This window comes from Asaia prunellae JCM 25354 (assembly GCF_000613885.1).
Taxonomy (GTDB): domain Bacteria; phylum Pseudomonadota; class Alphaproteobacteria; order Acetobacterales; family Acetobacteraceae; genus Asaia; species Asaia prunellae.
Genome location: NZ_BAJV01000009.1, coordinates 127,341 through 142,437, shown reverse-complemented (window position 1 = coordinate 142,437; position 15,097 = coordinate 127,341). Strand labels below are relative to the sequence as shown.

Genomic DNA, 15,097 nt, shown 5'->3' with positions numbered 1-15,097 from the left:
ATCCGGGACCAATGATCGCAACTCCAGGCAGCAAGTTCCGCCTGATACCCTGCCTCAGGAACAAGGCCATCGCACTTCTGCGCTGCGCTTTGGAGATAACATTCTTCTCCAGCAATTGCTGGGCGACCATGATCGCCATCTGATTCGTCTGGAGCAGGGTTTTGACGTACGTCTGACCTGCCGCGGCAACAAGATTGCCATCACGGGTGAAGCCGCATCAGTGGCGCGCGCCCAGGCCGCCATAACGGCGCTCTACAACCAGCTTGAGCATGGCGGAAAGATCGACGGACCTGTCGTCGACAGCGTTATTCGCCTGTCTGCGCTTCCTCGCCCCTCGCGACAGGCAGAGACCCGCACTGCGTTCTCCCGCCCGGCAGAATCCGGGCAACGCGATTCAGCTCCCCCTGCTCCCCTGCAGGATCTGCCAGCCATACGCACAAAACGAGGTGCCATTGCGCCACGCTCACGCGGTCAGGCTGCCTATATGGAAATGCTGGCCAAAACCGAACTGACGTTCGGTATTGGCCCTGCAGGTACGGGCAAGACCTATCTCGCCGTCGCTCAGGGTGTAGCTATGCTCCAGGCGGGCCAGGTTGATCGTATCATCCTTTCTCGCCCCGCGGTTGAGGCGGGAGAACGTCTCGGCTTTCTGCCGGGCGACTTGCGTGAGAAGATTGATCCCTATCTGCGCCCGCTCTATGACGCGCTGAATGATATGCTGCCAGGCGATCAGGTCGCCCGTCGCATGGCCAACGGCGAGATCGAGGTGGCTCCGCTGGCCTTCATGCGTGGCCGTACCCTCGCCCATGCTTTCGTCATTCTTGACGAGGCACAGAATACCACTCCGGCCCAGATGAAAATGTTCCTGACCCGTATGGGACAGGGTGCACGCATGGTGATAACGGGTGATCTCAGCCAAATCGATCTGCCTTCGGGCGTCGCATCCGGACTGCGTGAGGCCGTCGAGACCCTTGAAGGCCTGCCCGGAATTGGTATTACCCGTTTTGAGTCTGCCGATGTTGTCCGCCACCCGCTCGTGGCACGCATCGTGGACGCTTATGATCAACGAGTGGCTGCGGCACGGGATTACTCCCGAGGCAGGTCGCGCCGGGAATACAATGGAACCTCGAAGTAGTCTTACCCCATCCGCCGAAGAACCGTCCTCTATCACGAGGGCGGCGCTTCGCTCACGTCTCGATTTGATCGTAGCCGATCGTCGCTGGCGCGCCAGCGTTCCAAATCTGGAAATGCTCGTTGCACGCTGTGTGGAAGCAAGCTGGCCTTGGCTCGATCGCGACCGCATTCCGGCTTTCCTTCTTGCGGGTGACCACGCAATCCGGACACTCAACGCCACATTCCGCGACAAGAACAAACCGACCAATGTCCTCACTTTCGAGGAGAACGGTGGCTTTGGCGATGGCGATATCGCCTTGGCGTATGAAACGGTTCGGCGCGAAGCCAAGGCTAGCGGCAAGAAGTTTCCGCATCATTTTGCGCATCTCGTCATTCACGGGCTTCTGCACCTTGCCGGTCACGATCACCATCGCCCGGACGAAGCGCGGCTGATGGAAATGACCGAATCCCGTATCCTCGCCCGTCTGGGAATTCCGAATCCCTGGCGTCTGGGCGGAGGGCGCGGAGCATGAGCGAGAGTGACGAGCATCGCCAGCGCCCTGCCAAAGGGTTATTCGGCATTTTCAACCGCAAAAGCCGCGAACAGGGCTTGCGTTTGTCCATCGCAGCACTTGTCGAAGAAGCCGCCACGCCACACCCCGAGACGGGAAATCGCCCGGAGCTGGATAGGCAGGAACGTGCCCTCATCACCAATGTGCTGCATCTGCGTGAAAAGACGGCAGACGACGTCATGGTGCCGCGCGCCGACATTGTCTCGATGTCGGCTGATATCACGCTTGATGAGGCCCTTGATTTCATGCGGCGCGAAAACCATTCCCGCGTACCGGTCTATCGCGAGCATCTCGACAACGTCATCGGCATGATCCACGTCAAGGACCTGATTGCCTATATCGGTACGTCCGAAGCCTTTGATATCGAACCACTTCTGAGACAGCCTCTTATGGTGGCTCCCCAGATACCAGTGTTGGATCTGCTGCTCCAGATGCGCCAGCGACGTACGCATCTTGCTCTTGTTATTGATGAATATGGTGGTGTGGACGGACTGGTCACGATCGAGGATCTGGTCGAGACCATCGTCGGTGATATCTCTGACGAACATGACGAACCCGTTTCCGCAATGATCCTGGAGCGGGCGGATGGTTCTTTTGACCTTGATGCACGTCTGCCGGTTGATGAGCTCGAATCTTTCATGGGTCCCGTGCTCACAGATGCAGAGCGTGAGGCCGAAATCGAAACGGTAGGCGGGCTTGTCTTCAGACTGGCCGGGCATGTCCCCATACGCGGTGAGGTGTTCACTCATGAAAGCGGTCTTGTTTTCCGGGTAACCGATGCCGATGCACGCCATATCCGTGCCTTGCGCATGCGCGTCCCTGCCGACTGGGTGCGCAGCGATATCGGGACAATTGATCGCAAGACCGATATACGCTGACCGATCAGGCGATCAGGCTGCCCCCCGGCACTTGACGCCGACGCCCCTTCCGGTCTTCAAAACTTTGACATCATCCAGCAGGAGCGTTTCCCATGTCCGTTTACAGGCGCAGTTTTCTGGCAGCGATCCCTGCCCTCGCCCTCCTGTCGAAAGCCCGCGCTGAAGGCACCCAGGCGACGGATCAGCGCCTGACGCCTCGCACGCTCGGTAATCCAAGAGCACCAGTTACAGTGAATGAGTGGTTTTCTCTCACCTGTACCCATTGCGCGCATTTCGAAATGACGGTCTTTCAAGATGTGAAAGCCAAGCTCATCGATACGGGCAAGGTTTTCTATGTCTATCATGACTTCCCGCTTGATCAGATCGCCCTTCTTGGCGCGATGGTCGCACGCTCCTTGCCCGTCGACCGCTATGTACCATTCGTGAACTCCATGCTGGCGACCCAGGATCGCTGGGCTTTCGCCCGTGACATTGATCCCAAGAAGCAGATCCAGCAGATGGCCGCGCTGGCTGGCATTTCTGCCGAAAAATTTGCCAAGATCGACGCCGATGACAGCTTCCGTCAGGCTCTCGTCGCCCAGCAGGATGCCGATCAGGCAAAATACAATATCGGTGGCACACCGTTCTTCATGTTCAACGACCAGCCTTACAATCAGGAACTCCTGACTTACGAGGCATTCGAATCCCAGGTCAGGAAGGCTGGCGGCTGAGACCGGATTCGGCTACATGCGCGGGCGAGCCTTGCCGTAGGTCAGGGCTCATCCACGCACTGCACACAAGGCCCGCTGCCCGATAAAGGGCCCGTGTGCTTACCATAGAGGACCCCGCTTTTCGCGTATGTCAGCCAAGATCACGCGCCTGCGGATAGCGGGTTTCAAAAGTTTCGCCGATCCAGCAACGATTGACATTCTCCCAGGACTGACCGGCATTGTTGGACCCAACGGATGCGGTAAATCCAATGTTGTCGAAGCCCTGCGCTGGGCAATGGGAGAGAGTTCCGCCCGAGCCTTGCGTGGTGGGGAACTCGATGACCTGATTTTTGCAGGAACGAGCGCTCGTTCAGCCCGCTCTCTGGCTGAAGTAACGCTCTGGCTTGAAGAAGCGACTGGCCTCGCCCCTCCCCCTTTCGCCGACTCCGATGCGCTCGAAATCTGCCGACGCGCAGAGCGTGGTTCAGGCAGCGATTTCCGTCTCAATGGTCGTCCGCTGCGCGCGCGCGATATCACCACGCTTTTTGCCGATCTGTCATCGGGGGCAAGAAGCTCATCCATTGTCAGCCAGAACCGCGTCGCTGCACTCATCAGTGCAAAACCCGAGGAACGCCGCTCACTGCTTGAGGAAGCGGCAGGAATCACTGGCCTGCATGCCAGACGCCATGACGCTGAGCTCAAGCTGCGTCAGGCTGAAGGCAATATGGAACGATCGGAAGATCTTCGCCAGCAGATCGAGATCAGACTCGAGCAACTCGAAACCCAGTCAGCCCAGGCGCGCGCCTATCGCGGTCTGTCAGAAACAATCCGTGACGATGAAGCGGCACTTGCATGGCTCCTCCTCAGGCGTGCTGAGCAATCTGTCGAGCGAACTGCTGCCCAGCTGCATGCAGCAGAGGCAGAACGTGACGAATCGGCTGCTTCTGCCCGGCAGGCTGAGCAGGAAGGTACCTCGCAAAAAAATCGTATTCTTTCGCTTCGCGAACAGGTCGAAACCCTGCGTGAGGCCCGTGACAAGAAACGGGTATCGACAGAGACCACGCGTGAGGCCCTGACCCAGGCCCGCAATGCGTCCGAACAAAGCGCCCAGCATCTGAACCAGCTTGAGGCCGATCAGGTACTCGCTCTCTCCCGCCTTGAGGAAACGAGGTCACGGCAGGAAGTTCTGACTACCGCAATAACAGCGCTGGACAGCCAGCTGAGTGATTTGCCGGGCAAACATGTTGAGCTGAGCGCTCTGGCCCGATCAAGCACAGAGGCGTTGAGCGCAGCAGAAGAGAAACGACAGGCTCTCACTGACAGACTGGTAACCCAGCGACTGGCCGCTCAATCGCTGCAGACAGAACACGAGAGCCTCACACACCGTATCGCGACACTTGAACTTCAGGAAAAGCAGCTCGCAACGGCACTTGCGGAGATCAATGCCAAACTCCCTGACGAAACAACTTTGCATTCTTTGCAAAGCGTTCTGGATAGCAAACGGCACCAACGCAAAGACGCCGAGGCAGAGCTGATGACGTTGACCCGTGCTCATCAGGAAGCACGCATGGCCACGTCTCAGGCAGAACAGGAGGTCAGTCGTGCAAGTGCTGAAGCCGAACGGACGCGTGACGCCCTGGAACGCCTCAATCTTCGCCTCCAGAGCCTTGGCACCCAGTGTATCGCCCATGAGGCCGAGCTTGCCTCACTGGCGGAAGCCTCACTCAGTGAGGAAACGCTTTCTGCTTACGATGAAAAGGCCCAGCAGTTGCTGGCCGAGCGCGATCAAGCCCGCGACGCGGCTGAGCAGACCAGACTGGCTCTGAATGAGCACCAGCACGAGCTTTCCCAGATTGAGGCAGAATCGCAGAGCCTCAGCCGACAGCGGGTAATTCTGGAGCGTGAGTATGCCCAGGCACAGGACGCCTGTGCACGCCACGAAAATCAGATTGCCGGGATCGCCTCTCAATGGGCAGAACTCGAGGCCCAGAATGCGGATCCGGGTCAACTCAACAACGCCCGTATGGCCCGTGAAGCAACAGAAGCACGTATCGCTTCTCTTCATCTGCAAAGCGAGACGCTATCACACGACCGTCATCGAACCCGGCAAGAGCTTGAAACATGTGAGAAAGAGCGTCGTGACATAGAGGCCAAAGCCTTGGCCTTGCGCGCACGTCATGAAGCCCTTGTCGCCACACAACAGACCGAGGCTCTGCCCTCTCCCCTGATTGACACGCTCATCATCCCACCAGGGCTTGAACGCGCCGTTGCTTCGGCACTTGATGAAACGCTGAATGCCTCCCTTGATGAGGTGCAGGAACGCGCCTGGGCACTGCTTCCGCCCATCGAAGCGCTCCCCCTCCCTCAACCGTCTCTTCCTCTCTCCTCATTGCTGGGCTTTCCCCCCACGCTCTCTCGCTGTCTGAAAGCGATCGGACTGGTGGAAGACTCTGCAACGGCTCTTGCTCTTCAGAACAGACTGCTTCCGGGCCAGTCCCTTGTGAGCAGGGAGGGCGCCTTGTGGCGTTGGGATGGCTATCGCAAAGCGGGCAATCTGACCTCCAATGCGCTGAATCGTGTCGAGCAACTTGCATCATTACGCGCATTGAACGCCGATATCGACGCCCTGGAAAAAGCGCTTCTGCCCCTGACCCAAAACGTCGAAGCTCTCTCACAGCAGGAACAGGCTCAGACCACCCAGCTCACAGTCCTGCGGGAAACGCTACAGCAGGAAGAGGCCGGACTGAAAACCTGCCGTCAGTCAGAAACCGCTCTTGTGTCCCAACAGGAACAACTCAGCAGTCAGCATGACCGGCTTGCACAGAATCGCGACGAAGTCATCATACAACTCAATGAGATGGCCTCACGTGTCGCGACAGCACGTGAGGCGCTTGCTTCCCTAGCCGCAGAAGAAACGATCCAGACACAGAAAAGTGCAGCACAGGAAAAACTGACCCGTAGCCATCTCGCAGCCGAGCAGACCATGGAACGGGTCAGACATCTTGAGGTCGCCTGTAGTGATGCGCAGGAAAAGGCCACGCGACTCAGATTGCAGAAGGAGTCTGATGCAACAAAAGCGCGCACGCTTGACGCGGCTCTGGCCCAGGCGCGAGAGGATCAGGCTGAGCTTGAAAGCCAGCAGGACCGGTTGAACCGTGTAGACCACAAGGCTTATCTGACGACGTGTCAGAAGGCCCTGAATACGCAGCGTGATGCTCTCGGTGCACTCGAAGCAAGAGTGGTCGCAACGCGCCAGATCGTTGATACCCTCGGCAAGGAGATCGGCACGGCCAGTAAGGCGTTACAGGCCCAGCGTGATCTCAGGCTGAGTCTGACGAGCCGCCTTTCAGCTCTTACACCGCAGCATCAGGCAGTACAGAAAGCACTTGCGGAAGCTGAAAAACAGCGTGTTCACCTTGCCCCTGTTCCAGACCTTTCCCCTTTGGAGCGTGAGGTCAGAGAAGCCCAGTCCAATGAGGCAAACTGCCGGGCGACCGATCAGAAAACACGTGAGGCGTTGCGTGAGACTGAAATCTCTCTGGAACGAATAACACAGGAGAAAGAGCAGCTTGGTCTGCGTCTCAGCGAAAACGAGGCTCTCTGTTCGACCTTGCAGGACGATCTGACAAGACTGCAAGAACGGCTCACTCAAGGTGAAAAGGGACTCTCCTCGAAAAGGGACGAGGAAACACGTCTCGAAATGGCCTCGGTAGAGGAAATCTCAGCGCTCGAAAACGCTGAAGATGCTTTCAGCAGTGCAGCCTCGGCGCTGGCGGGTATCGAATCCGCCTTGGAAGCGCTTGCCGAAACGCGCAGACAGGCAGAAGCACGCTCAGCCTCAGCGCGCGAAAACGCTATTCGCCTGCAGGAACGCCTCACCCAGGCATGCGCACAGCTCGAAAAACTTGAAGATACCAGAAACACCATATCGCAAGAGGGTTTCGATCTCCCACTGACAGAGCAGAGCGAGACAACCCTCAAGAGGCGTCTTGCCCGTAACCAGAAAGAGCGCGAGGCGCTTGGCCCTGTAAATCTTCTGGCCGAGGAAGAATACGGCGAGGCACGCACCCAGTCAGATCATCTGGCACGAGAACATGATGAACTGACCTCGGCAATTGGTCGCCTGCGGGGCTCGATCACTATGCTCAAGAAAGAGGGACGCGAGCGTTTACAGGCCGTTTTCGTTGAAGTTGATCGCCATTTCCAATCCTTGTTCGCGCGCATGTTCAATGGCGGCAAGGCACATCTGGGTCTGGTGGGCAGCGACGACCCGCTTGAAGCCGGGCTGGAGATCTTCGCCCAGCCACCGGGCAAGAAACTGTCAACCCTTTCACTTCTGTCCGGCGGTGAACAGGCTCTCACCGCTCTGTCGCTGATCTTTGCAACCTTTCGATGCCAGCCTGCACCACTCTGTATTCTCGATGAGGTCGATGCCCCCCTCGATGACGCCAATGTCGAGCGTCTCTGCGGACTACTCAGGGATATGACCGAGGAGGCCCAGACACGCTTCCTGATCGTTACCCACCATCAGTTGACCATGGCGCATATGGACCGACTTTTCGGCGTGACGATGCAGGAACGCGGGGTCAGTCAGGTTCTCTCGGTCGATCTCTCTCTGGCAACCTCTTTCGCCGAAACGGGTTCTCTTGCTGTAGCTACGTGATCGATACCCGTTATAACCATGTCTTTATTGTGTTTTCCTGCCATTGGCGCCCATAATGCACGTTTGACGACATAGTCCGGAAAGGCCGAGCCGATTTCCTTTGTTCCTCCTTATCTCCCTGACCTGACGACGCTGAGCGCCGGTCGCGGTTTACGCGTGGTGGGAGATGTGCATGGAGACCTTACCGCATTCGAACATGCTGTCGCGACGGATCGATTTATCATCCAGCTTGGCGATCTGATCGATCATGGACCTGACAGCGCCGGAACATTACGTCTCATGCTCGACCTGATTGACGATGGGCGTGGTATGTTTATCCTCGGCAATCATGACCGCAAGCTTGGTCGTGCGCTGGAAGGAAGACGGCTGCGCCGCGATCCACCTCTGGAAGAGACCCTGAACCAGCTTTCAGGACCGGTGCAGGCCGGTCTGCGCGAGCGCGCCTACGAAGCAATCACCGAAGCCCCTGCCTGGATTGTGCAGGGTAATCTTATCTTCGTTCATGGCGGGTTTCATACCGATATGCTCTTCGAGCTCCGCCGCCTGCACTGGGTGCGATGACCCCTCTTCTGTCCCGCGCCTGTTCGGCGAGACAACGGGGCGCATGCAGCCCGACGGATACCCGGAGCGTCGACTGCGCTGGATCGATCATATTCCCGCCGATCATGTCGTCTATTGCGGACATGATCGCGCTCGACTGATGGTCGTCCATGGATACGCGACGGACGCAATGGCGGACGCGCCATTTTTACTGACCTTGGCGCCGGAAAAGGCGGCCATCTTGCCTGGATTGATCTGGATGTCTGAACAAGAAACACGCACGATCCTCGAACAGCATCGTCAGAGTATCGACAATATCGACGCTGCCTTGATCCATATGCTTGCCGAGCGCTTTCGCCAGACCCAGGCAGTAGGAGAACTGAAAGCACGATCAGGCCTGCCTGCTGCCGATCCGGAACGGGAATCACGACAGATTGAAAGACTGAGGCAGCTGGCCGTATCCGCGCGGCTCGACCCTGACTTCGCGGAAAAGTTTCTTGCCTTCATCATACGGGAAGTGATCCGACATCATGACTCAATTGCCGGGCGAAGCCCGCGCTGAACCGGGGAGCGTGACATGCCTGCGCATCATCTTATTCTTGTCAGACATGCGCAGGCCGCGCAGGACTGTCTCGGTGTACCGGATCGGGACAGACCTCTTACGCAACAGGGAGAGCAGGATGCCCTGATTGTGGGGGACAGGATCGCACAGGCTGACATTCCCCTGTCCGACGTCCATTTGTGGCACAGCACCGCAAGACGTACGACACAGACAGCGCAGGCCATTGCCGAGCACCTGCCTCCTTCACGTATCGTCCATGGCATGGAAGCGCTGTACGACCTCAATCTGTACGGCATTCTGGAACTTGTTCGCGAAACACCCTCGACGATAAAGACGCTCATTATTGTTGGGCATAATCCGGCCATTGCGGAAACCTGCCACCATCTTGCAAGCAACGCAGTTGATGGACCAATCGCTCGCGAATTGATGAAGGGTTATGAACCCGGCACCTCGACCGTTTTCAACGTTGCTTCAGACTGGGCGGGTCTTTCCCCCAATACGACGACATTGCGGGCTGTACTTCACCCATAAGTTGATTGCCTCTTCCGCAGTAAATTCCTAAGGCAGATTCATGGCTGATCACGACAAAAACGGATCCACTTCCGAAACGGCGACTCTCAGCATAGGCGAGCGTTCTGCCGGCTTCCCGATTCTCAAGGGTACTCTGGGCCCCGACGTAGTCGATATTCGAAAGCTCACTGCCGAGACGCAGATGTTCTCTTTCGATCCGGGCTATGGCGAGACGGCTTCATGTCGCAGTGCCATAACCTTTATTGATGGTGATGAAGGCATATTGCTTCATCGGGGCTATCCGATCGAACAGCTGGCGACCGAAGCAAGCTTTACCGAAACTGCCTATCTTCTGGTCTATGGTGAACTGCCCAGCCGGGAGGATTATGATCGTTTCCAGCAGGATCTGAAGGAGCAGGCGCTGCTTCATGAGCAGATCCGCAATTTCTTCAACGGCTTCCGTCGCGATGCCCACCCGATGGCCATTCTCTGTGGCACTGTGGCAGCTCTCTCGGCTTTCTACCCTGGTTCTGTCGATATCTCGAATGAGGCTGCTCGTGATCTTGCGACACGTCGCCTGATTGCAAAAGTACCCACCATCGCTGCCTGGGCTTACAAATATACGATGGGCGAACCCTTCGTGTATCCTGATAACAGTCTCAGCTTTTCAGAGAATTTCCTGAAAATGCTGTTTGCCCGTCCGAATGCGGAATATCGGGTTAACCCTGTTCTGGCACGGGCTATTGATCGCATTCTGATCCTCCATGCTGATCATGAGCAGAATGCCTCGACCTCGACAGTACGTCTGGTAGGTTCCACCGGATCCAATCCCTTTGCCTGCATCGCTGCCGGTATTGCGGCCCTGTGGGGCCCTGCTCATGGCGGGGCAAACGAAGCCGTTCTCAGCATGCTGGCCCAGATCGGCACACGCGAGAATATCCCGTCCTTCATTGCTCAGGTAAAGGACCGAGAGAGCGGCGTACGCCTGATGGGCTTTGGCCATCGCGTCTACAAAAATTTCGATCCACGCGCCAAGATCATGGAACAGACCTATCATGAGGTCGTTGCCGAGCTCGGCCTCAAGCATGACCCGATGTTTGATCTGGCCGCTGAACTTGAACGTATTGCCGTCAACGATCCCTATTTTGTGCAAAGACGTCTTTATCCGAATGTCGACTTCTATTCAGGACTGATCCTGAAAGCGATGGGCATTCCTACCTCGATGTTTACCGTCCTCTTCGCTGTAGCCCGCACAGTTGGCTGGGTCAGTCAGTGGCGTGAAATGATTGAGGAACCAGGTCAGCGCATCGGCCGCCCTCGCCAACTCTATATTGGCGAGTCACGCCGTGATTATGTTCCACTTTGCCGACGCGGCTGAGAACGCCCATCGGACCATGAAAAAAGCCGGAGAATTTCTCCGGCTTTTTCTTTACTCTCAACACTGCAGAAAGCGTTATCTCATTATGCTCTGGATCAGAGTGAACCTAGCAATCACAACCAGGCGTTTCACCCTTGTCCTGACGGACAATATGATGATCAATCCACTCTGACACCAGACGACGCGCTTCATTGAGCGAAGCTTCAGGATGGTGAATACGATACAGGGTCGTGCATGCGGTAAAAGCCTGGATATCAGGCTGACCCACATCCCGCAGTTCTTCATACGCTGTTATGACAGCGCGTTCGCACTTTCGGGTAATGCGGTTTAGATCGACAGTCACGCAAACAGATCCTAGTTGAGAATTATTTTCAATTGGCGCATTCTAAAGCTTTTCCAATGGTAAATGCAAGCATCGCCTATCGAACGAATACGAGAGGATTTTCTCTTCTTATTTCTCTTACTTTTATCGCAAAGGCCGGATAATCCTGCACGCCAGTAAGATCATGGAGTGAAAACAGATGGCTCTCAGCAACGAGATCAATGGTGGCGCAATCCGTCAGACACAGTGGGACCGGGATGCTGCGCTGACAACAGCGCGCATCCTGCTGGAAATAAAGGCCATCAATTTTCGCCCCGAAGATCCGTACACGTTGACCTCTGGCTGGAAATCACCCGTCTATATCGACTGCCGCAAGATCATCTTCTTTCCGCGCGCTCGTGCCAAGATCGTTGAACTGGCCGTCGAGAAGATCGGTCGTCATATCGGCTATGAAAGCATTGACTGCGTTGTAGGCGGCGAAACTGCCGGCATTCCCTTTGCCGCATGGATTGCCGACCGCATGATGGCGCCCATGGCCTATGTACGTAAAAAGCCCAAAGGCTTTGGCCGTAATGCGCAGATTGAAGGCGATGTGCCTGAAGCGATGCGTACGCTTCTCGTCGAGGATCTGACAACTGATGGAGCCTCGAAAGTTCGGTTTGCCAACGCATTGCGAGCAGCCGGAGCAATCATTGATCATACTTTTGTCGTGTTCTTCTATGGCGTATTTCCTGGCGCACAGAAAACCCTCGCAGATATGAATGTCTCGCTGCATTCGCTCTGCACCTGGTGGGATGTGCTGGAAGCCTGTTCCGGCGCCGATTACTTTTCCGAAAGCGATATCCACGAAGTGCGTCGCTTCCTCGAAGATCCGTGTGGATGGTCCCGCGCCCATGGTGGCGTCGGCAGTGCCGAAGAGGCCGCTGCGCTAAAGGCGAAGGCGGAAGGCTGACTTGCCCTTCCCTTCGGGGCGTGTCCTCGCTTTTGACTCAGGAATAGGTGGTCTGGGTGTCGTGCAGGCCTTGCGCTCGACACTGCCTGGAGACACACGGATCGACTACCTGGCAGATAACGCGCTGTTTCCCTATGGCGAGCAGGAAGACACCCTGCTCGTGACACGTCTTGTTTCGCTCATAGGGGAACGGATTGCTCGACTCCGCCCCGATGTCGTTCTGATCGCCTGCAATACGGCCAGTACCATTGCCCTTGATGCGCTAAGGCAAAACTTCGACGTTCCGTTCGTCGGTTGCGTTCCGCCTGTGCGCTGGGCAGCCCGCGTCACTCAGAGTCGGGTCTTTGGCCTTCTGTCTACAAGAGGCACGGCGCGACGCCCCTATCTGCGCAGCCTGCGCGACAGCTACGCAGCCGATTGCGAAATGATCGTCCATGGGGCACGCGCTCTGGCAGATCTGGCAGAGCAGGCTTTTCTTGGATATCCGGTCGATGATGCGCTTGTTGCTGAAGAGCTTCGTCATCTTTTCGAAGCGCCCATGGGAAACCGCATCGATACGATCGGTCTTGGGTGTACGCATTACACTTTTCTGACCGAATCCTTCCGGCGTCTATGCCCACCCGAAATTCATTTGCTGGATCCGGCTCTTCCGGTCGCACAGCAGGTTGGCCGCATTCTTGCGATGCAGACAGTCTGTCCGGAACGGGAAGATCGTCCTGAAACCCTGACCCTCACTGGCCATCCCGTCGACAGCGTGGCCCTGAAACGGGCCATTGCACGTCTGGGCTATGACGACATCACTGTGCTGGAAAACGTGGACGCGTCCTGAAAAGACGGCCTCTGATCGAGGCACATCGCGTCAATTGGCGCGGCTGACCGTGTAGGAAGCCGCGTCACTCATCAGCCTGCGGATCGGACTATCAGGGAACACAGACAAGGCCTCTATCGCAGCATCAGCATAGAGACGTGCACGATCCAGCGTAGTCTGGATCGCACCCCGTTTTTCGATCAGGGCGAGTGCATGGGGCAGATCGTCTTCCGTCTGTTCTCCGGTCTCGATCACACGCAGCCAAAAGGCGCGTTCGCTCTCGTCACCAGCCTGAAAGGCAGCAAGAACCGGCAAAGTGATCTTGCCCTCACGCATATCATCACCGACCGTTTTGCCGAGAACCTGCTGATCGGCGGCATAGTCGAGCGCGTCGTCGACGAGCTGGAAAGCCATGCCGAGATTGGTCCCGTAAGCATCAAGAGCCGCTTCTTCCTGTTCCGATCGGTCTGCCACGACAGCACCAACACGACAGGCAGCGGCGAAAAGAGCCGCCGTCTTGCCGTGGATGACTTCAAGATATTTCTCGATGGGAGTGGAGAGATCGTTCTGCGTTGCCATTTGCAGCACTTCACCCTCGGCAATGGTCGCTGAGGCCGCTGAGAGAATGGCCATCACCTTCAGGGAACCATCTGCAGTCATAAGCTGGAATGAACGGGCGAAGAGAAAATCACCGACGAGAACCGACGCCTTGTTGCCAAAAACCGCATTGGCCGATGCCAGCCCACGACGCAGCGTGCTTTCGTCGACAACATCATCATGGAGCAGCGTAGCCGTATGAATGAACTCCACACAGGCAGCGAGGCCGACATGACGCTGGTTCAGGGCGGAGGGCTCATAGCCACACAGCCGGGCCGAGGCGAGTGTCAGAAGCGGTCGCAGTCTTTTGCCGCCTGCCGCCACCAGATGGGCCCCAAGCTGAGGTATCAGCGGTACCGGACTCTGCATACGTGCGACAATTTCGCGATTGCAGGCTTCCATGTCTTCACGGAGAAAATCAGAGAGCGCATTCAGGGCAGAACGTTCTCCACCAGCCGGGCCGGCTACATTTTTCTGTTCCTGCGCCTTCTTATCGGTCAGGCTGTCGGCACCACCCAAGGCAACTCTCCACTTCCTACTTGGCCACTGACGACCCTGATGCAGTATAAGACACGAGTCGGCGTCTAGCCCGGCACAGGAACATACCAAGGCAGAAACCGACTTTCATGCATGACCCAGCTTGGCCGGAGAACCAGCCCTCTGACAGTCAAAACCATATGAGCGGCAGGACCGCTCCGGTCAACCCGGCCTCCCTAAAAGCTGGGGCGGCTGCCGTCACTACAGACAAGACAATGGAAGGATATCTGCTCGACCGTCGCGTACGCTACAGACAATTTGTCCAGGGATATCGCACTGGAATTGAACCCGTCCTTATGGCGGCTTTCGTCCCGTCACAGCCTGGACAAAGTGTTCTCGAGGCTGGCTGTGGTGCAGGAGCCGGACTTCTTTGCCTCACGACACGCTGTCCCGACGTCACCGGGGTGGGGCTGGAAGCCGATGAGGCGACAGCCCGGCTTGCAACACAGAACATGCAGGATAATGACTGCGGGGGGCGGGTAAGGATCCTGCATGGCAGTATTCCCGATGTTCCTTCTGCCCTTCGGCATCTCACACCCGGAGTGAATGGCCGTTTTCATCACGCCATGGCCAATCCTCCCTGGCATCCGGCTGATCATACAGGAGCCAGCGACGCCCGACGACGTCTTGCCATGACAATGCCTGAAGGCGGTTGGGAGGAATGGATCGCGACACTGTCACGCTGGGTAATACCTGGAGGTACCCTGACTCTCGCCCTGCCAGCTGCAGTGATAGACCGGGCCTGCGAGGTGCTGCGTCAGTCAGCTTTCGGAAGCCTCACCCTCTTGCCGCTATGGCCCAAGCAGGGGCGATCAGCCAAGATCGTTCTTCTCCGCGCTACCCAAAGCGGCAGAGGGATGTTTACCCTTCTGCCTGGCCTTGTGCTGCATCACGATGAGGGTGGCTACACGACCCAGAGCGACGCCATTCTTCGCCAGGCCAGGGCATTACCCTGAGCCCGTAACGGAGTTCTTCT

The 15,097-nt window shown here is 57.0% G+C and carries 13 protein-coding genes and 1 pseudogene; 12 read left to right on the top strand and 2 right to left on the bottom strand.

Going from position 1 to position 15,097, the window contains the following annotated elements; genetic code table 11:
* Positions 1-49 precede the first annotated feature (49 nt).
* The 9 genes and pseudogenes from JCM25354_RS09290 (at position 50) to JCM25354_RS09250 (ending at position 10,905) form a co-directional block, all read left to right on the top strand.
* A complete protein-coding gene (locus JCM25354_RS09290) occupies positions 50-1,135 on the top strand; it encodes a PhoH family protein (protein ID WP_051537336.1) in 1,086 nt (361 codons plus the stop codon).
* Positions 1,119-1,646, top strand: a complete 528-nt coding sequence (gene ybeY / locus JCM25354_RS09285; protein ID WP_025885809.1) for an rRNA maturation RNase YbeY — start codon at positions 1,119-1,121, stop codon at positions 1,644-1,646. Before JCM25354_RS09290 ends, ybeY begins: the two co-directional genes overlap by 17 nt.
* Positions 1,643-2,563, top strand: coding sequence for a hemolysin family protein (locus JCM25354_RS09280; RefSeq protein ID WP_025885808.1), 921 nt, complete (start codon positions 1,643-1,645; stop codon positions 2,561-2,563). Before ybeY ends, JCM25354_RS09280 begins: the two co-directional genes overlap by 4 nt.
* A 92-nt stretch (positions 2,564-2,655) precedes the next feature.
* The gene (locus JCM25354_RS09275) at positions 2,656-3,273 is read left to right on the top strand and encodes a thioredoxin domain-containing protein (RefSeq protein WP_025885807.1); all 618 of its coding nucleotides are present in this window, start codon (positions 2,656-2,658) and stop codon (positions 3,271-3,273) included.
* 127 nt (positions 3,274-3,400) lie between these two features.
* Positions 3,401-7,915, top strand: a complete 4,515-nt coding sequence (locus JCM25354_RS09270) for an AAA family ATPase (protein WP_025885806.1) — start codon at positions 3,401-3,403, stop codon at positions 7,913-7,915.
* A 93-nt stretch (positions 7,916-8,008) separates the two neighbouring features.
* A pseudogene (locus JCM25354_RS17925) lies at positions 8,009-8,722 on the top strand (metallophosphoesterase).
* The gene (locus tag JCM25354_RS09260; protein WP_025885805.1) at positions 8,715-9,017 is read left to right on the top strand and encodes a chorismate mutase; all 303 of its coding nucleotides are present in this window, start codon (positions 8,715-8,717) and stop codon (positions 9,015-9,017) included. The pseudogene JCM25354_RS17925 and the gene JCM25354_RS09260 overlap by 8 nt, the downstream one beginning before the upstream one ends.
* Positions 9,018-9,032: 15 nt before the next feature.
* Positions 9,033-9,548 carry a SixA phosphatase family protein gene (locus JCM25354_RS09255; RefSeq protein WP_025885804.1) on the top strand — a complete coding sequence of 172 codons (516 nt, stop codon included), beginning with the start codon at positions 9,033-9,035 and terminating at the stop codon, positions 9,546-9,548.
* Between the two features lie 40 nt (positions 9,549-9,588).
* Positions 9,589-10,905: a citrate synthase gene (locus JCM25354_RS09250; RefSeq protein ID WP_025885803.1), complete on the top strand. Its 1,317-nt coding sequence runs from the start codon at positions 9,589-9,591 to the stop codon at positions 10,903-10,905.
* Positions 10,906-11,011: 106 nt separating this feature from the next.
* On the opposite strand, the gene JCM25354_RS09245 is transcribed toward JCM25354_RS09250, so the two are convergent.
* Complete coding sequence (locus JCM25354_RS09245; protein ID WP_025885802.1) at positions 11,012-11,248, bottom strand: hypothetical protein; 237 nt, start codon at positions 11,246-11,248, stop codon at positions 11,012-11,014.
* A gap of 178 nt (positions 11,249-11,426) precedes the next feature.
* On the opposite strand from JCM25354_RS09245, the gene JCM25354_RS09240 reads away from it, so the two are divergent.
* Entirely contained in the window at positions 11,427-12,179 is a 753-nt protein-coding gene (locus JCM25354_RS09240) for an orotate phosphoribosyltransferase (RefSeq protein WP_025885801.1), read from the top strand.
* A 1-nt stretch (position 12,180) separates the two neighbouring features.
* Positions 12,181-13,008, top strand: coding sequence for a glutamate racemase (murI, locus tag JCM25354_RS09235; protein WP_035447194.1), 828 nt, complete (start codon positions 12,181-12,183; stop codon positions 13,006-13,008).
* Between the two features lie 30 nt (positions 13,009-13,038).
* Here the strand turns inward: murI and JCM25354_RS09230 are convergent, their stop codons facing one another.
* Positions 13,039-14,103 carry a polyprenyl synthetase family protein gene (locus JCM25354_RS09230; protein WP_025885799.1) on the bottom strand — a complete coding sequence of 355 codons (1,065 nt, stop codon included), beginning with the start codon at positions 14,101-14,103 and terminating at the stop codon, positions 13,039-13,041.
* A 107-nt stretch (positions 14,104-14,210) separates the two neighbouring features.
* Between JCM25354_RS09230 and JCM25354_RS09225 the strand changes: the two genes are divergently transcribed.
* Positions 14,211-15,077 carry a tRNA1(Val) (adenine(37)-N6)-methyltransferase gene (locus JCM25354_RS09225; protein WP_025885798.1) on the top strand — a complete coding sequence of 289 codons (867 nt, stop codon included), beginning with the start codon at positions 14,211-14,213 and terminating at the stop codon, positions 15,075-15,077.
* The last annotated feature ends 20 nt before the right edge of the window (positions 15,078-15,097 follow it).